The organism is Pseudomonas sp. SCA2728.1_7 (assembly GCF_018138145.1).
Classification (GTDB): Bacteria; Pseudomonadota; Gammaproteobacteria; order Pseudomonadales; family Pseudomonadaceae; genus Aquipseudomonas; species Aquipseudomonas koreensis_A.
Genome location: NZ_CP073104.1, coordinates 3319535 through 3345501 on the forward strand (window position 1 = coordinate 3319535; position 25967 = coordinate 3345501).

Annotated in this window: 13 protein-coding genes, 2 tRNA genes and 3 rRNA genes; 5 read left to right on the forward strand and 13 right to left on the reverse strand. The window is 57.8% G+C overall.

Going from position 1 to position 25967, the window contains the following annotated elements; genetic code table 11:
- Window positions 1-58: 58 nt before the first annotated feature.
- Window positions 59-1006, forward strand: coding sequence for a LysR family transcriptional regulator (locus KBP52_RS14915; RefSeq protein ID WP_077570904.1), 948 nt, complete (start codon window positions 59-61; stop codon window positions 1004-1006).
- Here the strand turns inward: KBP52_RS14915 and KBP52_RS14920 are convergent.
- From KBP52_RS14920 to KBP52_RS14980, 13 genes are all read right to left on the reverse strand, one after another.
- Window positions 1003-1497: an OmpA family protein gene (locus KBP52_RS14920; protein ID WP_077570902.1), complete on the reverse strand. Its 495-nt coding sequence runs from the start codon at window positions 1495-1497 to the stop codon at window positions 1003-1005. The two genes, KBP52_RS14915 and KBP52_RS14920, sit on opposite strands and share 4 nt — an antisense overlap.
- A gap of 5 nt (window positions 1498-1502) precedes the next feature.
- Window positions 1503-2771, reverse strand: a complete 1269-nt coding sequence (locus tag KBP52_RS14925) for a diguanylate cyclase (protein ID WP_137218877.1) — start codon at window positions 2769-2771, stop codon at window positions 1503-1505.
- Window positions 2768-3343: a YfiR family protein gene (locus KBP52_RS14930; protein WP_212623050.1), complete on the reverse strand. Its 576-nt coding sequence runs from the start codon at window positions 3341-3343 to the stop codon at window positions 2768-2770. Before KBP52_RS14930 ends, KBP52_RS14925 begins: the two co-directional genes overlap by 4 nt.
- Window positions 3344-3462: 119 nt before the next feature.
- Window positions 3463-5571: an exodeoxyribonuclease V subunit alpha gene (gene recD, locus KBP52_RS14935; RefSeq protein WP_212623051.1), complete on the reverse strand. Its 2109-nt coding sequence runs from the start codon at window positions 5569-5571 to the stop codon at window positions 3463-3465.
- Complete coding sequence (recB, locus tag KBP52_RS14940; protein ID WP_212623052.1) at window positions 5568-9257, reverse strand: exodeoxyribonuclease V subunit beta; 3690 nt, start codon at window positions 9255-9257, stop codon at window positions 5568-5570. Before recB ends, recD begins: the two co-directional genes overlap by 4 nt.
- The gene (gene recC, locus KBP52_RS14945; protein WP_212623053.1) at window positions 9254-12706 is read right to left on the reverse strand and encodes an exodeoxyribonuclease V subunit gamma; all 3453 of its coding nucleotides are present in this window, start codon (window positions 12704-12706) and stop codon (window positions 9254-9256) included. The genes recB and recC overlap by 4 nt, the downstream gene beginning before the upstream one ends.
- 154 nt (window positions 12707-12860) lie before the next feature.
- Window positions 12861-12976: ribosomal RNA gene (gene rrf, locus KBP52_RS14950) — 5S ribosomal RNA — on the reverse strand.
- Between the two features lie 165 nt (window positions 12977-13141).
- Window positions 13142-16035: ribosomal RNA gene (locus KBP52_RS14955) — 23S ribosomal RNA — on the reverse strand.
- A gap of 247 nt (window positions 16036-16282) precedes the next feature.
- Window positions 16283-16358, reverse strand: a tRNA-Ala gene (locus tag KBP52_RS14960).
- Between the two features lie 30 nt (window positions 16359-16388).
- A tRNA-Ile gene (locus tag KBP52_RS14965) sits at window positions 16389-16465 on the reverse strand.
- A gap of 81 nt (window positions 16466-16546) precedes the next feature.
- Window positions 16547-18083, reverse strand: a 16S ribosomal RNA gene (locus tag KBP52_RS14970).
- The 16S, 23S and 5S rRNA genes sit together here with 2 tRNA genes alongside, the layout of an rRNA operon.
- 577 nt (window positions 18084-18660) lie before the next feature.
- On the reverse strand, window positions 18661-20154 hold the full coding sequence (locus KBP52_RS14975; RefSeq protein ID WP_038360740.1) for a CoA-acylating methylmalonate-semialdehyde dehydrogenase: 1494 nt from the start codon (window positions 20152-20154) through the stop codon (window positions 18661-18663).
- Between the two features lie 76 nt (window positions 20155-20230).
- The gene (locus tag KBP52_RS14980) at window positions 20231-21580 is read right to left on the reverse strand and encodes an aspartate aminotransferase family protein (protein WP_160038183.1); all 1350 of its coding nucleotides are present in this window, start codon (window positions 21578-21580) and stop codon (window positions 20231-20233) included.
- 138 nt (window positions 21581-21718) lie between these two features.
- Between KBP52_RS14980 and KBP52_RS14985 the strand changes: the two genes are divergently transcribed.
- From KBP52_RS14985 to KBP52_RS15000, 4 genes are all read left to right on the forward strand, one after another.
- The gene (locus tag KBP52_RS14985; protein WP_064387741.1) at window positions 21719-22639 is read left to right on the forward strand and encodes a LysR family transcriptional regulator; all 921 of its coding nucleotides are present in this window, start codon (window positions 21719-21721) and stop codon (window positions 22637-22639) included.
- A gap of 131 nt (window positions 22640-22770) precedes the next feature.
- A complete protein-coding gene (locus KBP52_RS14990) occupies window positions 22771-24159 on the forward strand; it encodes a nucleobase:cation symporter-2 family protein (protein WP_212623054.1) in 1389 nt (462 codons plus the stop codon).
- Between the two features lie 88 nt (window positions 24160-24247).
- The gene (locus KBP52_RS14995; protein WP_007914719.1) at window positions 24248-24898 is read left to right on the forward strand and encodes a TetR/AcrR family transcriptional regulator; all 651 of its coding nucleotides are present in this window, start codon (window positions 24248-24250) and stop codon (window positions 24896-24898) included.
- A 7-nt stretch (window positions 24899-24905) separates the two neighbouring features.
- A complete protein-coding gene (locus tag KBP52_RS15000; RefSeq protein WP_077570882.1) occupies window positions 24906-25487 on the forward strand; it encodes a YigZ family protein in 582 nt (193 codons plus the stop codon).
- Window positions 25488-25967 lie beyond the last annotated feature (480 nt).

The window sequence follows — 25967 nt, forward strand, 5'->3', positions numbered from 1 at the left end:
TTTTTGGAGTATAGATGTGCAAACTTCTAATAAGAACGCACATATAAGCCCGTCCATCATGCAAAAAAACATCACCTCACTAGGTTCGCTGAACTGGGACGACCTCAAGTTTTTCCTCGAAGTCGCCCGCACCCGCAAGGCCAGCACCGCGGCCAAACGGCTGGCCGTCGACTACACAACCGTGTCGCGGCGCATCAGTTCGCTGGAAGCCGCGCTGGGGACTTTGCTGTTCGAGAAGTCGCGGACCAGCGGCTTCGTCCTGACCAGCGAAGGCCAGCGTTTGCTCGGTTATGCCGAGTCGATCGAAAGCACATTGCACATGGCCTGCGAGCAGGTTTCAGGTTCCGGTGTGGCACTGTCCGGACATGTGCGCATGGGCTGCACCGAAGGTTTCGGCAGCTTTTTCATCACCCCGCAGCTAAGCCATTTCGTCGACGCCTACCCGGCAATCTCGGTGGACATCCTGCCGCTGCCGCACTTCATCAGCCTGTCCAAGCGCGAGGCCGACATCGTTATCGCGCTGGAACGGCCGGAGCATGGGCCTTACGTCTGCTGCAAACTCTGCGACTACCGCTTGCAGCTCTACGCGACTCAGGAATATCTCGACAAACACCCACCGATCCGCCGCCCGGCAGACTTGAGCAAGCATCAATTCATCAGTTATGTGGATGATCTGGCGTTCAGCTCGGAGCTGCTGTACCTGGCGAACGTGTTGCCCGGCGCCAGCGCCAACTTGCGCAGCACCAGCGTGATCGCGCAGTTCGTCGCCGCGCAGCAAGGGCGCTCGCTGGCGATTCTGCCGTGCTTCCTCGCCGCGCAGGATCCGCGCCTGCTGCCGGTGTTGCCAGAGGAAATCGACATCACCCGGCAGTTCTGGATGTACTGCCGGGAGGATCTGAGGAAGTTGAAACGGATCACCCTGTTGTGGGATTACATCAGGGAGGTGACTGAGCGTAATCAGGCGTTGCTGATGGGACAGACCCGCGAGATGCAGTTCGCCGATTAGTCGGCGCTGACCACAATCGACACCCGGCGGTTCTCCGTGCGACCGGCCGCCGTATCGTTGGACGCCACCGGCTCTTTGCTGCCCAGGCCTTGCAACTGGATGTTCTCTTGCTTCATGCCGACCGTGCCCAGCACGTTGGCGACACTTTTCGCACGACGCAGCGATAGTTGCTGGTTGTACGTCTCTTTGCCCGATGCGTCGGTGTGGCCATCGACCCGCACGCGCTCGATGCCGACACCCAGCAATGCCTTGCCGATGCGTTCGACGATCTCGGTGCTTTGCGGGTTCAGGCTTTCGACGTCGCTGCCAAACAGTACTTTGCCGGACAAGCCAAACTCCCAGCCCTCGTCGGTCAGTTCAAAACCCTGTTGTTTGAGAACGGCGACCTGCGCTGGCGTCAGGCCTTTTTGCGGCGCAGTCTGGCAACCGGTCAGGGCCAGTACGGCCATCAACAACACAGCGTAAAAAGATCGAATGGACAGTGTGAACACGAGAATCAGCTCCTGGTTTGAACGGAATCGACCGGGTGCTCCGCCCCGGCCGTGAATTGGGCGCCGCGCGACAGGCGCTTGGCTTGATACATCGCCGCATCGGCGGCATCGAGCAAGGCCCCGGGCGTGGCGCCATGATCGGGGAAAACCGCAATGCCGATACTGAGCGAGGTCACCACACTGGTGTCGCCCGGCAGCGCGATGGGCATGTCCATGCTGGCGAGGATCTTGTCGGCAATGCGCTCGGCATCTTCGACCTTGTGCAGCGGCGTGAGCAGCACGGCGAACTCGTCACCGCCCAGCCGCGCCACCAGATCCTCTTCGCGCAACTGCGCACGAACGCGATTGGCCACCGCCACCAGCACCGCATCACCCGCCGCATGGCCGAAGTTGTCGTTGATACCTTTGAAGCGGTCACTGTCGAGAAACAACACGGCAACACGCTCATCGTGCTTGCTGGCATTGCGCAACGCGCGGATCAAGCGCCCTTCGAAAAAAGCACGATTCGGCAGACCGGTAAGGCTGTCGTGACTGGCCTGGTGAGCGAGGGTTTCGTTTTCGTTTTGCAAATGGGTTTGCCACGACTCCAGTTCGTCGAGCAAGGCATTGAAGTCATTGCCGAGGTTGTCGAGTTCGGCGATCTGCGCTGGCGGCACGCGGCGATCCAGCGCTCGTTCGCTGCGCGCGGCGTGGGCCACATTGGCCAGACTGCGCAGAGGACCGGTGATCGCGCGTAACTGGCGGCGCGCCAGATGAAGCGCAACCCAGGCGCTGATCGCGGTACAGAGGATGATCCCCGCCAGACCGCTGAGCAGAAAGCGCATCAGGCTGCCACCATGGCCGGTGAGCAGTACACGACCGATTTCACGGTCCTGATGCTCGATCGGCAGGCTGACAGGCTTTTCCAGGATGGCGCGGGTGATCTGCATTTCCAGCTCAGAGAACAAACCGTTTTCCGGGCGTTGCCAATGCGCGAGCAGCTGTCCCTGACTGTCCAGCACCTGGGCGTCAGCGACCTCTTCGGAGGAAGCAATCAGCGCCAGCGATTCATTGGCGGCGGTCTTGTCGTTGAACACCACCGCGGCTTCCACGGTGTAGCTGATCGAACGGGCGATCAAGTGCAGGTTGTGATCGGCGTACACCCGTAAAGCCAGTACGCCGAGCAGCGTCAGCGAAACGCTGGCCATCGCCACGCCCACCAGCGCGACCGTCAAATGCCCTCGGCCAATGACCGAGCCCAACGTTGGGCGGCTATTCGATCTGAACAGGTTCATGGCGCCGCCGGTTTGCGACGCGACAATTGCAGCACGCTGGGGTGAATGCGCACGCCGCTGCGGGCAACGGAGTCGAGATTGACCTCGAAGGACACTTGCTCATCACCAACGCGCAGACAGAACAGGCTGCCGACCGTGCATTGATCGCCACCTTCGCTGATGCTCAGCACCGGATGACCGATCAGCGAAGCGAACAAGCGAGTGCGTTCATCGGGCGTGAGTTTGCCGATGTACACCGCATCGCATTCGCTGACGATGGCCGGGTTGTCGGCCAGCAGGCGACGTACGGTAACCGGCCGGCCGGTGGCTTGAGTGGTGCCTTTGACCAGGTCGTCGGTGTATTCGGTGGGACCGACGATACACAGGCGCAATTGCGCCGGTTCCACCGGCCAGCGCGCGTAGCTGAGAATGCCAAGAACTACCTGCGTGACAGATTTGGCCCGTTGTTCGGCCATGCCTGTCGGCGCTTGTGGTTGCGCGACAGCTGCACCCGTCAACAACCAGAGCAGCGCAACAAGCAACGCGTGCTTGCAGACAGCTACGCGCCCTGTCGCCCAGACAGACACCTTCATGCAGGGATTCTCTTGGATCGTAGCGGGATGATGCCGCAACGATAGCACAGCAGTGAAACGCCAGCGAGACAGCGACCTCTGACCGGTTGGTCAGTAATCGCCGCCAAGCTTCTGGTTCTTCACCCCAGAGGCGCGCCCCCCTCCTCCAGTTCCAGCATCAACCCGCTCAGGCGTTTGACCTTGCGCTGCACTGCCTCCTCGAACACTCCCGGGCGGGATTCGATCAGGGTGAACCAATGCTTGGCGCGGGTGATGCCGGTGTAGATCAGTTCTTTGGTCAGCACCGGATTCAAGGCGTCGGGCAGAATCAGCGCCGTGTGGGCAAATTCCGAGCCTTGGGACTTGTGCACCGTCATCGCATAGACGGTTTCGACGTCATTGAGGCGGCTCGGCAATACGAAGCGCACGCCGCCCTGACCGTCGTTGCGCGGGAACGCCACGCGCAACACCGGTTTGCCGGCGTCGGGTCCTTCGCGCTCGGGCAGTTTGAGGGCGATGCCGATGTCGCCGTTCATCAAGCCCAGACCGTAGTCATTGCGGGTCATCAGCACGGGCCGGCCTTCGTACCATTGCTGATCGTTTTCAATCAGACGTGCTTTGAGCAGCGCGGCGGTGATCCGTTGATTCAGACCTTCGACGCCCCACGGCCCTTTGCGCACGGCGCACAGCAACTGGAAGGTGTCGAACGCCTGCAAGACTTCGCGGGCCCAAATGACCCAGTCCGGATGTTCGAGTGGCCGGCCCGAGGGTGGACGCTGATCACGCAGCACGCTCAGATAATGGCGATAGCCTTGTGGGCCGTCGCCATGCCCCTCCAGCAACAGGCGCTCGAGCTTGTGATCGTGTTCGCCCTTGAGCGGCAGCGAATACACATCGTCATAGTGCCCGGCAGTGAGCAACTGCCGCGCTTCATCCGGCAACTGTTGGTTGACCCGACGCGCGAGCTGACCAATCCCACTGCCCTCGCCGAAGCGCCGGGAGTGGCGCAACATCACCACTTGCTGGGCCAGCGGGTGGGTGCCATCGACGTCTTCATGCAAGCCACTGTCCTGCAGCGACTCACCGCTGACCGACTCCAGCCACTGTCGGGTCTGCGGGTTGTACCAGCCACCTTCGGCGTCTCGGCACAAATCCCCCAGCACCGCGCCGGCCTCCACAGAGGCCAATTGATCCTTGTCGCCGAGTAAAACCAGTCGAGCATGCGTGGGCAATGCATCCAGCAGGTTGGCCATCATTTCCAGGTCGATCATCGAGGCCTCGTCGACCACCAGCACATCCAGTGGCAGGCGGTTGCCGGCATGGTGACGGAAGTGTCGGGTGCCGGGACGGCTGCCCAGCAAGCGATGCACGGTGGTGACGTCGCAAGGTATTTTCGCCCGCACCGCTTCGCTGACTTCCAGCGACTGCACTTGCTGGCTGATGGACTCGGTCAACCGCGCCGCAGCCTTGCCTGTCGGGGCCGCCAGACGAATCCTCAGCGGTTGGTCTGCGGCGACTGCGGGCGCTTGAAGCAAGGCCAGCAAACGCACCACGGTGGTGGTTTTGCCGGTGCCCGGTCCGCCGGTGACAATGCTGAAAGCGCCACGAGTGGCGAGGGCGCAGGCGAGTTTCTGCCAGTCGATCACCTCTCCGGGTCTGGCTGATCCGAACAGCTCGTTCAAGCGCTGCGGCAGATCGACCGGCGTTGGCTCGACTTGCTGCAGACGCTGGCGCAACGCCGTATCGATGCGCCGTTCGTACGTCCAGTAGCGTCGTAGATACAGGCGTTTTCCCGAGATTACCAACGGACGTTGTTGTGCTGAATCGCTGGTATCCGCCGACAATGCGACCAGAGAGCTGCCCGCCAGCACCTTGCACCAGTGAGCACCATCGAGCGCCTCGAGCAATTGCGAAGGCAGCAACAAGACACCACCTTGCACGTCTCCTTCGGGGGGTAGCGACAGCGCGAAGTCGGGCGCTTTCAGGGTTTCATAAAGATCGAGACAGACATGACCGTGGCCAAGTTGATGACTGGTCAGGGCAGCAGCGAGTAACACCAGCGGATCCGTATCGCGATCAAGTTCGTGAAGGAACGCGACGAATGCTTTGTCCAGCGCACGCAGCCAGCCGCGCTCGACCCACCGGGTCAACAAGATCAACAGGTCATCGGCGCTGGTAAGGGGCGATAACTTCGACAGACTGTCAGCAGCCAGCGGCGTAGGGAGCAGATCGGCAAAGGTGCGGCTCATAGCAGGACTCCCTGTTCCCAGGCGGGTTCGGTCTTGGGTTCGGGTTTGCCTTGGAACATCCGGTCGAGGCGCTCGATAAGCTCACGCGGCGGACGTACAAAATAGACACCGCGACTGTCGGCGCGAGTACCGCGCAGAAACAGATACAACGCCCCGCCGATATGCCAGTCGTATTCATAATCAGGCAGCCGGGCCTTGAGCTGGCGGTGCAACGCCAGCAGGTACAACACGTATTGCAGGTCATAACGGTTGTCGAGGATCGACTGTTCCATGGCCTGCTCGGTATAGGCCAGATCATCCACGCCAAGCCAGTTGGACTTGTAGTCGGCCACGTAATATCGGCCATCGTGTTCAAAGGTCAGGTCGATAAAGCCTTTGAACATGCCGTTGAGTTGCACCGGTTCTGCCGCCACACGGGCTACGCCCCTGTGAGTGTGCTGACGCACCAGTTCGTCGAGTTTGAGGACATCGACTTTATGGCTGGCGAACCAGAACTCCATCTCGACCCGGTACTGTTTCAGCTGTTCCAGAACAACAGGCGGCTGCCCGCCTGCAACTGGCAGAGGCGACTTGAGCAGATGCTGCAGCCAATCACTCAGAGTGGTGATCCAGCCTTCCCAGCCACGCAAGTTACAGCGACGGGCAATCGCATCTTCCAGCGCCTCGCGGGTAACGGCAAAGCCGTCATCACCGGCCCATTCCAGCAAACCGTGAAGAAACGTTCCTGGATTGGGGCCACGAGGAAAGCGATGGATATCGGCGCCACCGGCAATTATTTCCCGCGGAGCATCGGGATCGAGGCGCTCATCATCGAATAGTTTTTGCGCTTGTGGACTGTCCGGTGCTTCATCGCTGCCGACACTCAACACGTCGCTGATGCGCAATGCACTGTAGGAGGCGATCCACCAGTTTTCGCTGGCCTTGCGCTTGGGCACTAGCGTCGCACTCAACACGGCGTCATTGCGTGGCGGCTGGTAATGCTCATCGGTGGGTTGTGGCATTTCATCGATGTGAATGGCCGGGCAGTCTTGTTGCAGGTCTTGCAGCCAGCGTTTCAGTTCACTGGACTCGCCCAGCGATGCGCCGCCACCGAGCAGATAACCCAGCGCCGAAAGGTGCAGCACCGAGCTGTTGTTATTGCCGCGTTTGAGATCCGTCACACCCAACCAGCAGGCGTGCTGCGCCCGCGTCAGGGCAACGTAGAGCAGGCGCAGGTCTTCAGCCAGGCGTTCGTCGTCCGCTTGCGCAATCAGTTCGGCGGTTGGCTTGAGACTTATCTGAGCCTTCCCCGCGCCGTCGTGGTAATGCAACGGCAAGCGACTGCCATCCACGGGTTTCGCCGAACAGATGAACGGCAGGAACACCAAGGGATATTCCAGGCCTTTGGACTTGTGGATGGTCACGACTTTGACCAGTTGCTCGTCACTTTCCAGACGCAGAATCTGCTCTTCGCCGGCCTGACCGGACACTGCCAGCAGTTCGGCCAGATGACGAATCAGCGCTTGTTCCCCGTCCAGCTCCGCAGCCGCTTGCTGCATCAATTCCGACAGGTGCAAAAGGTTGGTCAGTACCCGCTCGCCATCCGTGCGCGTCATCAAGGTTTGCGGCAGATGGAAGTCGTGCAGCAGGCGGCGCAACATCGGCAGTACACCTTGTTTGCGCCATAGCTCGCGATAGCCACGGAACTGCATGACCCGGGTTTCCCATACCAGCTCGTCCTGGTTCAGACGTTCCAGCTCTGCCAATGGCAGGTTCAGGGTGATACAGGCCAGTGCGGCTTTCAGGGAACGTTCGACATCCGGTTCGGCACAGGCCTTGAGCCAGGACAACAGGTCGTGAGCCTCTTGCGCCGCGAACACCGAATCCTTGTCCGACAGATAAACACTGCGCACGCCGCGGGCGGCGAGTTCACTGCGTACGGCCTGGGCTTCTTTGCCGTCGCGCACGAGAATCGCAATGTCGGACGGCTTCAGACCCCTGAAGTCTTTGCCATCCTGCACGAACCCCGCGTCAGCGCTTTGCCCGCCATTGAGCAGCGCGGTAATTTCGCTGGCGCACGCGGCTGCCAATTGCTGACGATAGACCACGCCGGACAGTGGCTGGTCGCTGGACAATTGCCAGACATTCAACGCCGCGACATCTTGCCCGGCAACCTGCAGGCGCTCCTTGCGGCCTTGAGATTGCACGGGAAGGAACGGCACCGGGTTGTCGCCGCTTTTCTCGCGGAACAAAAACGCACCGCGTCCCTGCTCTCGGGACTCGGCGCGTGCGAATACATGATTGACCGCGTTGACCATGCCATGGCTGGAGCGGAAGTTGGTGCCCAGGGTATGCAGCCGGCCAGTAGTGGCCTGACGTGCGCGCAGGTAGGTGTAGATGTCCGCACCGCGAAAAGCGTAGATCGCCTGCTTCGGATCACCGATCAGAAACAGCCCGGTGTCAGGACTGTTCTCCTCAATGCGATAGATGCTTTCAAAGATTCGGTACTGCACCGGGTCGGTGTCCTGGAACTCGTCGATCAGCGCGACCGGGAACTGTTCGCGAATCAACGTCGCAAGACGCTCGCCCCCGTCGGACTGCAAAGCCGCATCCAGGCGTAACAGCATGTCATCGAAGCCCATCTCGGCGCGACGCCGCTTCTCTTCTTCAAAGCGTGCGCCTACCCATTTGGCGGCATGTTGCAGCACAGCGGCGTCGGGGCTCGGCAATGCATCGAGGCTCGACTTGAGTTTTGGCATGGCGTCCAGGCCTGGGTGGCTCGGGGCCTGACCTTTCCACGCCTCGGCCATGCCGTCGGGGGTCAGTCGGGTGAAACCGGTGCCGATATCCAGTTGCTCCAGGGACTCGTCTTCGGCCCATGCCTTGAGCTTTTCAAACCAGGGCTCGAAGTAACGCGCCTGCATTTTGCGCCCGTCGACGGACTTGCTCGCAACACCTTGATGGCAGATGGCGAGCAATTCGTCTGCCCACTGACGCCATGGCATTTTCAGTTCGATCAGCGCTGCACGGCGTTCTTGCAGGCATTCATCGATCAGCTCTGCGGGAGCCCTTCCTTCGTCGCTGTCACGCTCACTGGCGAACAGGCCACGCACGCGAGGCAACAAGGCCGCCGGGCCGCCCCAGTTGCTACGCACCCAATTCAAGGCATCGCCCTGCATCGGGTAACAGAACAGCCGCCAGTAATCGCGCAACACTTCGCCGAGCAAGTCGCTGTGATCGGTTTCCAGGGATTGAGTGAACAAGCTGCCGCTGTCGAACGCGTGCTCACGCAGCATGCGCTGACACCAACTGTGGATGGTCGAAACGGCGGCCTCGTCCATCCATTGCGCAGCGACATCGAGGCGGTTGGCACAACCGGGCCACTGTTGAGCGTCGAACTGATCACGTAATTCGGCGATCAGCGCGTCGGGCGCTGGCGTTTCGTCGCGAAAGAATCGAGCGGCCTCAGCCAGGCGCGTGCGTATGCGCTCACGCAGTTCCTTGGTCGCGGCATCGGTGAAGGTCACCACGAGAATCTGCGGCGGCAACAATTCGCGACCGAACCCGCTCGACTCGTCACCGTGCCCCAGGATAAGCCGCAGGTAGAGCGCAGAAATCGTGAAGGTTTTACCGGTACCGGCACTGGCTTCGATCAACTGGCTGCCCTGTAACGGAAAGGCCAGGGCAAGGGGTGTCTTGGTACTCATGCGCGAGCCCCTTCAGTGGACAGTGAACGCCACGGTGCTTCAAGCAGGGGGCGATACAATGCGTCACACCAACCGGAGAATGTTTCGTCCTCAAGCAATGCATCGAAGTCGGCGTATTGCCGGGACAACGCCGGGCTCTCGCGGCGCTCACCTTCGCTGGTTTGCCCGTCACCTTCATAGGCTTTACGCGCTGCTGCTTCGGCCTTCAGCGGGTCGCTCTGAGAGAGCCACGCGAAGGCAGTTTTTACAGCGATCGGCAGTGGCTGTCGCATGCCTGCCTGCCAGGCGAGGAGCAGATCGCCAAGGAAACGTATCGCTCGTTCTGGCGCCATGGGTTCAAGCAACAACGTATCGTCGCTGGCTACCAATGCAGTGCTCAAGGAAAGCCCGCTGGCGCAGGCCACCAGATGATTGACCCACGGTTTGGTCAGGCGATGCCATTTTCGGCTTTTGATCGAGCCAATGCTGTTGGGAATGGTCGTGACCGACAACAGGCCACTGTCGGCGCGCTGATGCAAACCCGCAAGCCATCCTTCCAGACGCAAACCGTGCAATTCAAGGTTGACCGGCATCGCGCTGCTCAAAGGGACAGGCCAGAGCGTCAGCAGTTGTTGATAACGCTGTAGCAAATCCGGCAAAGGTTCGATCAGCTCACGTTGCAGGCACTCGCCGAACCCGGCCATTGGTAGCAGACCGCTGTTCTGCAGGCGTCGGGCCTGGGCAGTCAGCGCCTGATCGACATTGTCCGGCTGCCTGAGTGCGGCTTCGAGCAGACTGTCGCTGAGTGTGTAGCGCTGCAATGCGTCCAGTACGAAGGGTTCCTCGTCGGCCAGCGGTGCTTCGGCGGCCTCGAAATACACTTTGAGGCGTTGGGTGAAAAAATGCCGAACCGGGTTGCGCAAAAAGTCCTGCAACAACGCGAGGCTCAACGGTTCCTCTTGCACATAAGGGCTGAGTAACTGTGCTTCGTTTTGAGATTCGTGCTGTTGATGCAGAACCTGCCATTCGCTGGCATAGCTGAAGAGTTGATCGCCTTCATGAAAATAGCGCGCACTGAACGGCTGCAGCGGGTGCTCTTGCGTCATGGCACTAAGCAGATCGCGGTTTTCATCGAGCAATCGCCAACCGCTGGCGAGGTGATCGCGCAACTGGCCGATCAACACGGAGGCCGGTCGCTCACTGTTATCGCGGATGCTGCGGCCGACCCAACTGATATAGAGCTGGTTACGTGCAGACAACAGCGCCTCGAGCAAAAGGTAACGGTCGTCTTCTCGCCGCGAGCGATCTCCAGGACGGTAATCGCTGCCCATGAGATCAAAGTCCAGCGGCGGCTGTGCGCGGGGGTAATCGCCGTCGTTCATCCCCAGCAGGCAGACCAGTTTGAATGGAATGGCGCGCATGGGCATCAGCGTACAAAAGTTCACGGCACCGGCCAGAAAGCGCTGAGACAAACGCCCTTGGTCCAGCCCCGCGAGCCAGGCTTCACGAACCACGGTCAGTGGTAGCTCATCCGTCAGACCTACAGCCTCACACGTTTCCAGCCAGGTTTCGCGAAGCTCCTCCAACTGGGTCAACAAGTAGTCGTCATGCTCGTTGCTGGCTTTGAAGAACAGTTGCATCAGCGCTTGCAATCGATATCCCCACTCCTTGGGCTGAGCGGGTTGGGTCAACTGCTGATGGGCAAGTTCCAAGGCATCGAGCAGGGCCACCAACGGCCCGATCAGTGCAGCGTCGAGTCCACCAATTTCATCATAAGGTTCAATCCCTTCACACGCATTGGCGCTGCCTACGGCGTAGCCCAGAAGCATGCGGCGCAGACCGAAATGCCAGCTGTTTTGTTCGAGCTCGTCGGGTAAACCCAGGCCCGCGCGTTGCTCGGCACTCATGCCCCAACGCACGCCCGCGCCTTCTATCCATTGGTGCAGTGTTGGCAAGTCGCGCTCCTCAACACCAAAGCGCGCGCGAAGTGCAGGCACGTCGAGCAGGTCGAGGATTTCACTGACCGGAAAACGACTGTCGGGCAGCTTGAGCAGGTGTTCGACCGCGATCAGCAATGGATCCCGACCACGCTGCCCCTGATCGGCCAATGTGAAAGGGATGAACCGCGCATCGTGGCGATCAAGCTGACCAAACACAGCGCGGATATGCGGTGCGTAGCTATCAATGTCAGGCACCATCACGATCACATCGCGAGGACGCAGATCCGGGTTGGCGCTGAAGCGCGACAGGAGTTGGTCGTGCAGTATTTCGACTTCACGCTGAGCGCTGTGGGCAATGTGAAAACGGATCGACTCGTCATGTACCAGATCAACAGCGGGCCAGTGTTCGCGGGTTTCATTGAGTGGGCGCAACTCCAGGATGTCGTCCTGTAATTGATTGAGCAGGTTATGTGGCTGAGTGTCGCTGAACAGGTCTATGCGACCATCGCGAAAAGCCGCCCGATAGCTATTGGGATCGTCATAGCTGTCGAGCAGGTTGATGTAGTCCCGGCCTTGTTTACCCCATGCCGCCAATAGCGGATGGGCGTGTTGATGCAGTGCATCAGGGTCTAGCACTGTGGGCATTCCAGTCTTGCGCGATTGCCGCTTGTATTGATGCCGCAGCAGATCCTTGTCGGCGACAATATCGGCCCAGTGGTGTCGGCACGGGTTGTGAACACACAGCAGGACCTGACTGAAACGCGCAAGGCCAGCCAGTGCTTCAAGCACCTGGGCTGGCAGCGAAGAAATCCCGAAAACGATTACCCGCGAAGGCAGTCCCGCGGGAGCTTCGGCAAGATTGTTGATGCGTTCGATGAACCGTTGGTGAACGCCGGCACGACTCTGTGCCATCCCCTGTTCCCCCACGTCATCCAACAGCGCACGCCACAACTCTGCCTGCCAGCAACTGGTCGGAGGCAGTGGTTTTACTTCTCCCCTGACGCTACGCAACTGATGCCGACCTTCGGCCCAGTCCTCCAGCCAGTCGGCCCGGTAAACCTGATACTGGTCGAACAGATCCGCCAAACGTTCGGACAATTGATAGCGCTTGCGCAGGTCGGTGTCATGGGTAAGGAAACGTTGCAACGGCTCGAAATGCGGGCGATCAATAACCTGCGGGAGCAGGCGCATGAGGCGCCAGGTCAGCGGGGCTTTATCGAGCAGGGATTTGGGAGGAATTTCATCTCGGCCCAGTACCATGCGGTACAGCTGCCACATGAAACTACCCGGCAGTTGCACATCAATCGCCGCCGCGATACCGCAACCGCCGAGATCATCTTCCTCAGGGTCTTCAGCCAAGGCCAGTTTGAGCCATTGGGCGATACCATTGCTCTGTACCAGCGCTATTTCGTTTTCCAGGGGAGCCAGTGGATAACGTCGCATTATGCTGATCACAAGGCTGCGCAGTTCGTCCAGGCTATTGCTCTGGACCACCATGAATGCAGCGTTGAGGGACTGGGCGTCCGGCATAAGGGTTTCCTTGGAAAAGTACAAAAGCCAGGGCAGAACCTTAGCATTGTCGACAGGTTGTGACAGCCGGACGGCGCCTGTGAATGCTGTAAGAACTTTCCTGCGGGCAAAACAAAACCCCAACTGCTTTCGCAATTGGGGTTTCGGAATTTAATCTTGACGATGACCTACTCTCACATGGGGAAACCCCACACTACCATCGGCGATGCATCGTTTCACTGCTGAGTTCGGGATGGGATCAGGTGGTTCCAACGCTCTATGGTCGTCAAGAAATTCGGGTACTGAGTCGTGACCAGATGGCCTCGCTTCAGCAAATTGGGTATGTGGTAGTTTTCGGTGTTTTGTGCTGCTTTTTTAAGTGCAGTCGAACTTTCGGTTCGTTTCGTCTTCACACACCGCAACTTGGCCTTTCGACGCAAATTGCTTGGGTGTTATATGGTCAAGCCTCACGGGCAATTAGTATTGGTTAGCTCAACGCCTCACAGCGCTTACACACCCAACCTATCAACGTCGTAGTCTTCGACGGCCCTTCAGGGAACTCAAGGTTCCAGTGAGATCTCATCTTGAGGCAAGTTTCCCGCTTAGATGCTTTCAGCGGTTATCTTTCCCGAACATAGCTACCCGGCAATGCCACTGGCGTGACAACCGGAACACCAGAGGTTCGTCCACTCCGGTCCTCTCGTACTAGGAGCAGCCCCTCTCAAATCTCAAACGTCCACGGCAGATAGGGACCGAACTGTCTCACGACGTTCTAAACCCAGCTCGCGTACCACTTTAAATGGCGAACAGCCATACCCTTGGGACCGGCTTCAGCCCCAGGATGTGATGAGCCGACATCGAGGTGCCAAACACCGCCGTCGATATGAACTCTTGGGCGGTATCAGCCTGTTATCCCCGGAGTACCTTTTATCCGTTGAGCGATGGCCCTTCCATACAGAACCACCGGATCACTAAGACCTACTTTCGTACCTGCTCGACGTGTCTGTCTCGCAGTCAAGCGCGCTTTTGCCTTTATACTCTACGACCGATTTCCGACCGGTCTGAGCGCACCTTCGTACTCCTCCGTTACTCTTTAGGAGGAGACCGCCCCAGTCAAACTACCCACCATACACTGTCCTCGATCCGGATAACGGACCTGAGTTAGAACCTCAAAGTTGCCAGGGTGGTATTTCAAGGATGGCTCCACGCGAACTGGCGTCCACGCTTCAAAGCCTCCCACCTATCCTACACAAGCAAATTCAAAGTCCAGTGCAAAGCTATAGTAAAGGTTCACGGGGTCTTTCCGTCTAGCCGCGGATACACTGCATCTTCACAGCGATTTCAATTTCACTGAGTCTCGGGTGGAGACAGCGCCGCCATCGTTACGCCATTCGTGCAGGTCGGAACTTACCCGACAAGGAATTTCGCTACCTTAGGACCGTTATAGTTACGGCCGCCGTTTACCGGGGCTTCGATCAAGAGCTTCGCGTTAGCTAACCCCATCAATTAACCTTCCGGCACCGGGCAGGCGTCACACCCTATACGTCCACTTTCGTGTTTGCAGAGTGCTGTGTTTTTAATAAACAGTCGCAGCGGCCTGGTATCTTCGACCGGCATGAGCTTACGGAGCAAGTCCTTCACCCTCACCGGCGCACCTTCTCCCGAAGTTACGGTGCCATTTTGCCTAGTTCCTTCACCCGAGTTCTCTCAAGCGCCTTGGTATTCTCTACCCAACCACCTGTGTCGGTTTGGGGTACGGTTCCTGGTTACCTGAAGCTTAGAAGCTTTTCTTGGAAGCATGGCATCAACCACTTCGTGTTCTAAAAGAACACTCGTCATCAGCTCTCGGCCTTAAGATCCCGGATTTACCTAAGATCTCAGCCTACCACCTTAAACTTGGACAACCAACGCCAAGCTGGCCTAGCCTTCTCCGTCCCTCCATCGCAATAACCAGAAGTACAGGAATATTAACCTGTTTTCCATCGACTACGCTTTTCAGCCTCGCCTTAGGGACCGACTAACCCTGCGTCGATTAACGTTGCGCAGGAAACCTTGGTCTTTCGGCGTGGGTGTTTTTCACACCCATTGTCGTTACTCATGTCAGCATTCGCACTTCTGATACCTCCAGCAAGCTTCTCAACTCACCTTCACAGGCTTACAGAACGCTCCTCTACCGCATCACCCGAAGGTGATACCCGTAGCTTCGGTGTATGGTTTGAGCCCCGTTACATCTTCCGCGCAGGCCGACTCGACTAGTGAGCTATTACGCTTTCTTTAAAGGGTGGCTGCTTCTAAGCCAACCTCCTAGCTGTCTAAGCCTTCCCACATCGTTTCCCACTTAACCATAACTTTGGGACCTTAGCTGACGGTCTGGGTTGTTTCCCTTTTCACGACGGACGTTAGCACCCGCCGTGTGTCTCCCATGCTCGGCACTTGTAGGTATTCGGAGTTTGCATCGGTTTGGTAAGTCGGGATGACCCCCTAGCCGAAACAGTGCTCTACCCCCTACAGTGATACATGAGGCGCTACCTAAATAGCTTTCGAGGAGAACCAGCTATCTCCGAGCTTGATTAGCCTTTCACTCCGATCCACAGGTCATCCGCTAACTTTTCAACGGTAGTCGGTTCGGTCCTCCAGTTAGTGTTACCCAACCTTCAACCTGCCCATGGATAGATCGCCCGGTTTCGGGTCTATTCCCAGCGACTAGACGCCCTATTAAGACTCGCTTTCGCTACGCCTCCCCTATTCGGTTAAGCTCGCCACTGAAAATAAGTCGCTGACCCATTATACAAAAGGTACGCAGTCACAGAACAAAGTCTGCTCCCACTGCTTGTACGCATACGGTTTCAGGATCTATTTCACTCCCCTCTCCGGGGTTCTTTTCGCCTTTCCCTCACGGTACTAGTTCACTATCGGTCAGTCAGTAGTATTTAGCCTTGGAGGATGGTCCCCCCATATTCAGACAAAGTTTCTCGTGCTCCGTCCTACTCGATTTCATGACTAAGAGATTTTCGCGTACAGGGCTATCACCCACTATGGCCGCACTTTCCAGAGCGTTCCGCTAATCTCAAAGCCACTTAAGGGCTAGTCCCCGTTCGCTCGCCACTACTAAGGGAATCTCGGTTGATTTCTTTTCCTCAGGGTACTTAGATGTTTCAGTTCCCCTGGTTCGCCTCTTGCACCTATGTATTCAGTACAAGATAACCATCTTATGATGGCTGGGTTCCCCCATTCAGACATCTCCGGATCAAAGTCTGTTTGCCGACTCCCCGAAGCTTTTCGCAGGCTACCACGTCTTTCATCGCCTCTGACTGCCAAGGCATCCACCGTATGCGCTTCTTCACTTGACCATATAACCCCAAGCAATCTGGTTATACTGTGAAGACGACATTCGCCGAAAATTCGAATTTCTCAACTAAGAGAACTCACAAATTTTACCTTAGCCTGATCCGTTACCAGTGAAAGTAACGTTCAGTCTATCTTTCTATCACATACCCAAATTTTTAAAGAACGAACTAGTCAAAGACTAGAAATCAACATTCATCATCACAACGATGGAATGCTCATTTCTAAGCTTTCAAACTTCAGAAGCAGTAGTGGTGGAGCCAAGCGGGATCGAACCGCTGACCTCCTGCGTGCAAGGCAGGCGCTCTCCCAGCTGAGCTATGGCCCCGTATTTCTACAGGCGTTTCCCACACAAAATTGGTGGGTCTGGGCAGATTCGAACTGCCGACCTCACCCTTATCAGGGGTGCGCTCTAACCAACTGAGCTACAGACCCAATTTCGGGCTGCTTCTTTCGTCTTCTTCAATGAATCAAGCAATTCGTGTGGGAACTTATGGAGCAGCTGATGTCGTCGATTAAGGAGGTGATCCAGCCGCAGGTTCCCCTACGGCTACCTTGTTACGACTTCACCCCAGTCATGAATCACACCGTGGTAACCGTCCTCCCGAAGGTTAGACTAGCTACTTCTGGTGCAACCCACTCCCATGGTGTGACGGGCGGTGTGTACAAGGCCCGGGAACGTATTCACCGTGACATTCTGATTCACGATTACTAGCGATTCCGACTTCACGCAGTCGAGTTGCAGACTGCGATCCGGACTACGATCGGTTTTATGGGATTAGCTCCACCTCGCGGCTTGGCAACCCTTTGTACCGACCATTGTAGCACGTGTGTAGCCCAGGCCGTAAGGGCCATGATGACTTGACGTCATCCCCACCTTCCTCCGGTTTGTCACCGGCAGTCTCCTTAGAGTGCCCACCATGACGTGCTGGTAACTAAGGACAAGGGTTGCGCTCGTTACGGGACTTAACCCAACATCTCACGACACGAGCTGACGACAGCCATGCAGCACCTGTCTCAATGTTCCCGAAGGCACCAATCCATCTCTGGAAAGTTCATTGGATGTCAAGGCCTGGTAAGGTTCTTCGCGTTGCTTCGAATTAAACCACATGCTCCACCGCTTGTGCGGGCCCCCGTCAATTCATTTGAGTTTTAACCTTGCGGCCGTACTCCCCAGGCGGTCAACTTAATGCGTTAGCTGCGCCACTAAGAGCTCAAGGCTCCCAACGGCTAGTTGACATCGTTTACGGCGTGGACTACCAGGGTATCTAATCCTGTTTGCTCCCCACGCTTTCGCACCTCAGTGTCAGTATCAGTCCAGGTGGTCGCCTTCGCCACTGGTGTTCCTTCCTATATCTACGCATTTCACCGCTACACAGGAAATTCCACCACCCTCTACCATACTCTAGCTCGACAGTTTTGAATGCAGTTCCCAGGTTGAGCCCGGGGATTTCACATCCAACTTAACGAACCACCTACGCGCGCTTTACGCCCAGTAATTCCGATTAACGCTTGCACCCTCTGTATTACCGCGGCTGCTGGCACAGAGTTAGCCGGTGCTTATTCTGTCGGTAACGTCAAAATTGCAGAGTATTAATCTACAACCCTTCCTCCCAACTTAAAGTGCTTTACAATCCGAAGACCTTCTTCACACACGCGGCATGGCTGGATCAGGCTTTCGCCCATTGTCCAATATTCCCCACTGCTGCCTCCCGTAGGAGTCTGGACCGTGTCTCAGTTCCAGTGTGACTGATCATCCTCTCAGACCAGTTACGGATCGTCGCCTTGGTGAGCCATTACCTCACCAACTAGCTAATCCGACCTAGGCTCATCTGATAGCGCAAGGCCCGAAGGTCCCCTGCTTTCTCCCGTAGGACGTATGCGGTATTAGCGTTCCTTTCGAAACGTTGTCCCCCACTACCAGGCAGATTCCTAGGCATTACTCACCCGTCCGCCGCTGAATTCAGGAGCAAGCTCCTGTCATCCGCTCGACTTGCATGTGTTAGGCCTGCCGCCAGCGTTCAATCTGAGCCATGATCAAACTCTTCAGTTCAAACATCTTTGGGTTTTTAAGAAACCCTAAACTTGGCTCAGCAATCGTTGGTTACATCTTTGATTTCTCGCGGAGTAACTTGTGATGCTGATAATCTTGTTGACTATCAGTCTGACTCCACAAGCACCCACACGAATTGCTTGATTCAGTTGTTAAAGAGCGGTTGGTTAAGATCTTTCGTCTCAACCGAGGCGCGCATTCTACAGCAGCCTCATTTGCTGTCAAGTGATTATTTTCAGAAGTTTTCGAAGAATTCTTCAACAACTTCAACCACTTGCGCTTCCGATCTCTCGTCAGCGGGAGGCGAATTCTACAGCGTTACACGCTGCTGTCAACACCTCTTTTTCAACTTCCTTTCGGCTTCGATCAACTGAAGCAACCTGCTGCCGAAACCTACATAACTCATTGAATCTCAAGGAGTTTTCCGTTTCGACTGCGCCGGAAGTGGGGCGAATTATAGACATCTGAAATCTGCCGTCAACACCTATTTTCATAATTCTGTCACATCGGTCAAAAAACCCCGAAAACACGAAGGCCGACCTCAATGAGGTCGGCCTTCGTTGCATCGCCCTTCTACTTACAAGCTAGGGAAGGCGAACTGCGAAGCCTCATGGCTGGCACGCTGCGGCCAGCGCTGAGTGATCGCCTTGCGACGGGTGTAGAAGCGCACACCATCCGGACCATAAGCGTGCAGGTCGCCGAACAGCGAGCGCTTCCAGCCGCCGAAGCTGTGGTAAGCCACCGGTACCGGCAGCGGCACGTTAACGCCAACCATGCCGACTTCGATCTCGTCGCAGAACAGACGCGCGGCTTCACCGTCACGGGTGAAGATGCAGGTGCCGTTGCCGTATTCGTGATCGTTGATCAGTTGCATCGCCTCTTCCAGGCTATTCACGCGAACGATGCACAGGACCGGACCGAAGATCTCTTCTTTATAGATGCGCATTTCCGGGGTGACGTTGTCGAACAGGCAGCCGCCGAGGAAGAAGCCTTCTTCGTGACCGGCCACGCTGAAACCACGACCGTCGACCACCAGGGTCGCGCCCGCTGCCACGCCGTCATCCACGTAACCGCTGACCTTGTCGCGCGCCTGACCGGTTACCAGTGGGCCCATGTCCAGACCGCACGAAGTGCCGGCACCGATTTTCAGCGCCTGGATCTGCGGTACCAGTTTCGCCACCAGCGCATCTGCCACTTGGTCGCCAACACACACGGCAACCGAAATCGCCATGCAGCGCTCACCGCACGAACCGTAGGCCGCGCCCATCAGTGCGCTGACCGCGTTGTCCAGATCGGCATCCGGCATCAGCACTGCGTGGTTTTTCGCGCCGCCCAGTGCCTGAACGCGCTTACCACGCTTGGTGCCTTCGGCGTAGATGTACTCGGCAATCGGCGTCGAACCAACGAAGCTCAGCGCTTTGACTTCCGGCGCTTCGATCAGCGCGTCTACTGCAGTCTTGTCACCGTGCACCACGCTCATCACGCCTTTCGGCAGACCGGCTTCCAGCAGCAACTGAGCGATCAGCAGTGTCGAGCTTGGATCACGCTCGGACGGCTTGAGGATGAAGCAGTTGCCGCAGACGATCGCCAACGGGTACATCCACAGCGGCACCATGGCCGGGAAGTTGAACGGGGTGATCCCGGCAACGATGCCCAGCGGCTGAAAGTCCGACCATGCGTCGATGTTCGGGCCGACGTTGCGGCTGTACTCGCCCTTGAGGATTTCTGGCGCTGCGCAAGCGAACTCGACGTTCTCGATACCACGCTTCAATTCACCGGCGGCGTCTTCCAGAGTCTTGCCGTGTTCTTCGCTGATCAATTGCGAGATGCGCGCTTCGTTCTGCTCCAGCAGTTGCTTGAAGCGGAACATCACCTGCGCACGTTTGGCCGGTGGCGTGTTGCGCCAGGCCGGGAACGCAGCCTTGGCGGCATCGATGGCTTTCTGGATGGTTGCCTGGCTGGCCAGTGGCAACTTGTGGATAGCCTGACCGGTGGACGGGTTGAACACATCTACCGCGCGACCGTTCTCGGTCACCAGTTCGCCGTTGATCAAATGCGGGATAACGCTCATCGAAAACTCCTGAATTCTTGTGCGCAGACGCCCGCAAGAGGCGCCTGCTATTTGCATAGCTATATAGAAGGAAAAATCAGTCGAGCTTGTTCAGCACTTCGCCGACCGCGTCGAACAGACGATCGAGGTCTTGCGGCTTGCTGTTGAAGGTTGGGCCGAACTGCAGAGTGTCGCCGCCGAAGCGCACATAGAACCCGGCTTTCCACAGGGCCATGCCCGCTTCGAACGGACGCACGATGGCGTCGCCGTCACGACCGGCAATCTGGATCGCACCGGCCAGGCCGAAGTTACGGATGTCGATAACGTTCTTCGAGCCTTTCAGGCCATGCAGCGCGTTTTCAAAATGCGGCGCGACTTCCGCGACGCTCTGCACCAGGTTTTCCTTTTGCAGCAGATCGAGTGCCGCCAGGCCAGCGGCGCACGCTACCGGGTGCGCCGAGTAGGTGTAACCGTGCGGGAATTCCACGGCGTATTCCGGGGTCGGCTGATTCATGAAGGTCTGGTAGATCTCGGAGCTGGCAATCACTGCGCCCATCGGGATCGCGCCGTTGGTGACTTGCTTGGCGATGCACATCAGGTCCGGAGTAACGCCAAAGGTGTCGGCGCCGAACATGTTGCCGGTACGGCCGAAACCGGTGATCACTTCGTCGAACACCAGCAGGATGCTGTGCTGATCGCAGATCTCGCGCAGACGCTTCAGATAACCCTGCGGCGGCACCAGTACACCAGCGGAACCGGCCATAGGTTCTACGAATACGGCGGCGATGTTCGAAGCATCGTGCAACTCGATCAGCTTCAGCAGCTCATCGGCCAGCGCGATCCCGCCCTGCTCCGGCATGCCACGGGAGAAGGCGTTGCTGGCCAACAGCGTGTGCGGCAGGTGATCGACGTCCATCATCGATTGACCGAACAGCTTGCGGTTGCCGTTGACGCCGCCAAGGCTGGTGCCGGCGATGTTGACGCCGTGGTAACCACGGGCACGGCCGATCATTTTGGTCTTGGTCGACTGGCCTTTCAGGCGCCAGTAGGCACGGACCATTTTCACCGCAGTGTCAGCGCACTCGGAACCCGAGTCAGTGAAGAACACATGATTGAGGTTGCCCGGGGTCAGCTCGGTGATTTTCTCGGCCAACTGGAACGACAACGGGTGGCCGTACTGGAAGCCCGGCGAGTAATCGAGGGTGCCCAACTGTTTCGAGACCGCTTCCTGAATTTCCTTGCGAGTGTGGCCAGCGCCGCAGGTCCACAGACCGGACAGCGAGTCATATACCCGGCGGCCCTTGTCGTCGATCAGCCAGCTGCCTTCGGCACCAACGATCAAACGCGGGTCGCGCTGGAAGTTGCGGTTGGCGGTGTACGGCATCCAGTGCGCGTCCAGCTTCAGTTGGCTGGCCAGTGGCGACGGCGCGTTTTCAGGCATGTTCATCGGGCAAAACCTCGCAGGGCATAAGCGTCAGGGAGATAAAAAGCGTTGTTGCAGCTAAATTGCCACGGCGATAAAGTCGGTGAAATTCAACTCTTCTAACCTTCAGTTAGAACTTTGCTAAACAATGAGAACAATAAGATGAGCAGCCGCCGCCCCGATCCGCTGGCCCAGGTCAGTGACTTTGATATTCGCCTGCTGCGGATTTTTCGCAGCGTGGTGGAATGCGGCGGCTTCTCGGCAGCGGAAACCGTGCTCGGCATCGGTCGTTCGGCGATCAGCCAACAGATGAGCGACCTGGAGCAGCGCCTCGGTTTGCGTCTGTGCCAGCGTGGTCGCGCCGGGTTTTCGCTGACCGAAGAAGGTCGCGAGGTGTATCAATCGGCGCTGCAACTGTTAAGTGCGCTGGAAAGTTTCCGCACCGAGGTCAACGGTCTGCACCAGCATTTGCGCGGTGAGCTGATCATCGGCCTGACCGACAACCTCGTCACCCTCCCCCACATGCGTATCACCCACGCCCTCGCCCAGTTGAAGGAGCGCGGGCCGGATGTGCAGATTCAGATCCGCATGATTGCGCCGAATGAAGTCGAGCAAGGCGTGCTCGATGGGCGTCTGCATGTCGGCGTAGTGCCGCAGGCCAGCGCGTTGTCGGGGCTGGAGTATCAACCGTTGTACAGCGAGCGCTCGCTGCTTTATTGCGCGGTGGGCCATCCGTTGTTTTACGTCGATGACAAGCAACTGGATGACGAACGCCTGAACAGTCAGGACGCGATTGCGCCGACGTTTCGTTTGCCGGCGGATATTCAGGCGCATTACCAGGCGCTCAATTGCACGGCCAGTGCTTCTGACCGTGAAGGCATGGCGTTTCTGATCCTGACCGGACGCTACATCGGTTATCTGCCGGATCATTACGCCAGCCTTTGGGTGCAGCAAGGTCGCTTGCGTGCGCTGAAATCGCAAACACGTTTCTACGACCTGAGCCTCGCATCGGTCACGCGCAAGGGGCGGCGCCCTCATTTGGTGCTGGAAAGCTTTCTGGAGAGTCTGGCGGCGACGCGTTGAAGGCAAGATCAAAAGATCGCAGCCTGCGGCAGCTCCTACATTTGCGGGTTATTTGCCGACAAAGCTGAGCAAGTGGACAGGTTTTTGCAGAGGAAGAATTACTTCGTTCCTTTGATAAGAAGCCTTCAGCCATGCAGCCAGATTCCGCACCGTCCAGCGACCTGATCTACGGCCTCGATGACCGCCCCAAACCACTCGCTGCCACCCTTGCCGCGCTGCAACACGTGCTCGCCAGTTTCGTCGGCATCATCACGCCGCCGCTGGTGATTGGCTCGGCGCTCGGGTTGACCGCCTATTTGCCTTACTTGATCAGCATGGCGTTGATGGTTTCCGGTGTCGGCACCTTCATTCAGGCCCGGCGGCCGTTCGGCATCGGCGCGGGGATGATCTGTTTGCAAGGCACCAGTTTCGCCTTTCTCGGCGCGGTGCTGTCGGCGGGGTTTCTGGTCAAGCAACGTGGCGGCAGCCCGGAAGACATTCTGGCGATGATTTTCGGTGTGTGCTTTTTCGGCGCGATCGTGCAGATCGTCTTGAGCCGTTTCATCGGTCAACTACGTCGCGTGGTCACGCCACTGGTGACCGGGATCGTTATCACCCTGATCGGCATAAGTCTGATCAAAGTCGGCATCACCGATCTGGGTGGTGGTTTCAATGCGCCGGACTTCGGTGCGCCGGGCAATCTGGCGCTGGGCGTGTTTGTGTTGCTGACGATCATTCTGCTCAACCGCTCGAACACGCCATGGGTGCGTTTGTCGGCAATCATCATCGGTTTGCTGCTCGGCAGCCTGGCCGCGTGGTTCAGTGGGAAACTGCTGCCGCAGCCATTGCCTGACTTGCCGCTGGTGAGCTTTCCTACGCCGTTCAAGTTTGGCTTCAGCTTCGACTGGACGGCTTTCCTGCCGGTCGCGCTGATTTATCTGATCAGCACCATCGAAACCGTCGGCGACCTCACCGCCAACTGCATGCTCGCTCGCCAACCGATCAGCGGCCCTTCTTATATAAGCCGCTTGCGCGGTGGCGTACTCGGCGATGGCGTGAGCTGCATGATCGCCGCGACCTTCAGCGCCTTCCCCAACACCACGTTTGCGCAGAACAACGGCGTGATCCAGTTGACCGGCGTCGCCAGCCGTTACGTCGGGCTGTACATCGGCGCGATCCTGTTTTGTCTGGGTATGTTTCCAATGATCGGCGCGGTGCTGCAACAGATTCCGAAACCGGTGCTCGGCGGCGCGACCCTGGTGATGTTCGGCGCGGTGGCCGCTGCCGGCGTGCGCATCCTCGCGCAGTCGCCACTGGATCGACGCAGCATGTTGATCATCGCCACATCGTTCGGCGTCGGCCTGGGCATTGCCGCGCAGCCGAACCTGCTGCACTTGTTGCCAAAACTGGTGCAGAACCTGTTCGATTCGGCGATCACCAGCGGCGGCCTGACCGCAATCGTCCTGTGCCTGCTGCTGCCGGAGTCGAAAACCGAGGCCGCTGAAGCGCACGCATCGCTGAACAAGATCGAACAGGCGTAACGGTTTTATCGCGCAAAGACTTGTCGGATGCCTGTGGGTGCGCTATCAACGCACTTGGTTGCACCCACAGACAAACCCGGAAGTGCCTATGACCTTTGAAGTCCCAGCCCATGGCGGCAAACCCGCCAGCCGCATTCGTCAGAAGAACGAAGAGACCATCCTCAAAGCCGCCGAAGACGAGTTCGCCCGTCACGGGTACAAAGGCACCAGCATGAACACCATCGCCCAGAATGCCGGGTTGCCCAAGGCGAACCTGCATTACTACTTCACCAACAAACTCGGTTTGTACGTGGCGGTGCTGAGCAACATCATCGAGTTGTGGGACAGCACCTTCAACACGCTAACGGCCGAGGACGATCCGGCCGAAGCGCTGACCCGCTACATCCGCGCCAAGATGGAGTTCTCCCGTCGTCAGCCGCAGGCCTCGCGGATCTTTGCGATGGAAGTGATCAGCGGCGGCGAATGCCTCACCGAATATTTCAATCAGGATTACCGCGCCTGGTTCACTGGCCGCGCAGCGGTGTTTCAGGCGTGGATCGATGCCGGCAAAATGGACCCGGTGGATCCGGTGCACCTGATCTTCCTGTTGTGGGGCAGCACTCAGCATTACGCGGATTTCGCCACGCAGATCTGTCGCGTCAGCGGTCGCAGCAAGCTGACCAAGCAGGACATGGAAGACGCCGGCAACAACCTGATCCGCATCATTCTCAAAGGCTGCGGCCTCACTCCTTCTCTATAAGACGTTTATGCCTTTCACCCTCAGCGGTTTTTGCGAGTACCGCGAAGAGATTCGCAAAAGCCGCTTTATCACTTTCGCCACGCCGATCGGCAGCCCTGCCGAGGCGCAGGCTTTTTTCGAACAACACAGCGATCTCAACGCCTCGCACAATTGCTGGGCGTGGAAGCTCGGCGATCAATACCGTAGCAATGATGACGGCGAACCGGGCGGCACGGCGGGTCGGCCGATTCTCGCGGCGATTGAAGCGCAGGATTGTGATCAGGTCGCGGTGCTGGTGATTCGTTGGTATGGCGGCATTCAACTTGGCACTGGTGGGTTGGCCCGAGCGTATGGCGGTGGGGCGAACAAATGTTTACAGACGGCGGCGAAGATTGAGTTGATCAGTCGGGTGCCGTTGAGTTGTGCGTGCGGGTTTGCCGAGTTGGCGTTGGTGAAGTTGCGGGTTGCGGACTTGGGTGGATTGGTTGTCGAAGAAAACTTCACGGCAAACGGCGTTGAGTTGAAGTTGGCTGTGGGGGAAGCGCAGATCGAGGTCTTGCAAACGCAACTTGCTGATTTGAGCCGTGGGCGGATTTTGCTTCAACGATAAAAGATCAAAAGATCGTCCGATCGCGGCCCGAGCGTTCCGCAGCTCCTACACTTGAAATGCGTTCCCCTGTAGGAGCTGCCGAAGGCTGCGATCTTTTGGGGCGATCCCGAATTTCCTTATTCCACAGAGTTGCCCACATCGGCTGTGCACCCGACTGTGGATAACCTGAGTACATTTCGCTGTAACCCTTCTGTCACGTGGCTTTGCGCGGTTTGTTCACTTTTCGTTCAATTCACCCGACGAAACGAAATTTTCAAACAGAAACAGTCAGTTAGCGCGGTTTATCACCATTAGAAGAAAGCACCGCAGTGCTTATGCCCGGGTTTGCAGCTTGCGCACAATAACTGTGGAGCAACCTGTGGATAACCCGTTCATGGCTGGCGCAGTCGCAGGTCCCGCCTAGTCCACAAGGTTTTGCTCGTTTTTTGATCAGTTGCCGACGGGCAAAACTGGCGCCCGTTCAACGGCTTTGCTCTGAAT

Coding starts and splice junctions, on each gene's coding strand:
- KBP52_RS14915 (WP_077570904.1), top strand. CDS start 59: ATGCAAAAAAACATCACCTCACTAGGTTCGCTGAACTGGGACGACCTC.
- KBP52_RS14925 (WP_137218877.1), bottom strand. CDS start 2,771: ATGAACCTGTTCAGATCGAATAGCCGCCCAACGTTGGGCTCGGTCATT.
- KBP52_RS14930 (WP_212623050.1), bottom strand. CDS start 3,343: ATGAAGGTGTCTGTCTGGGCGACAGGGCGCGTAGCTGTCTGCAAGCAC.
- recD (WP_212623051.1), bottom strand. CDS start 5,571: ATGAGCCGCACCTTTGCCGATCTGCTCCCTACGCCGCTGGCTGCTGAC.
- recB (WP_212623052.1), bottom strand. CDS start 9,257: ATGAGTACCAAGACACCCCTTGCCCTGGCCTTTCCGTTACAGGGCAGC.
- recC (WP_212623053.1), bottom strand. CDS start 12,706: ATGCCGGACGCCCAGTCCCTCAACGCTGCATTCATGGTGGTCCAGAGC.
- KBP52_RS14975 (WP_038360740.1), bottom strand. CDS start 20,154: ATGAGCGTTATCCCGCATTTGATCAACGGCGAACTGGTGACCGAGAAC.
- KBP52_RS14980 (WP_160038183.1), bottom strand. CDS start 21,580: ATGAACATGCCTGAAAACGCGCCGTCGCCACTGGCCAGCCAACTGAAG.
- KBP52_RS14985 (WP_064387741.1), top strand. CDS start 21,719: ATGAGCAGCCGCCGCCCCGATCCGCTGGCCCAGGTCAGTGACTTTGAT.
- KBP52_RS14990 (WP_212623054.1), top strand. CDS start 22,771: ATGCAGCCAGATTCCGCACCGTCCAGCGACCTGATCTACGGCCTCGAT.
- KBP52_RS14995 (WP_007914719.1), top strand. CDS start 24,248: ATGACCTTTGAAGTCCCAGCCCATGGCGGCAAACCCGCCAGCCGCATT.
- KBP52_RS15000 (WP_077570882.1), top strand. CDS start 24,906: ATGCCTTTCACCCTCAGCGGTTTTTGCGAGTACCGCGAAGAGATTCGC.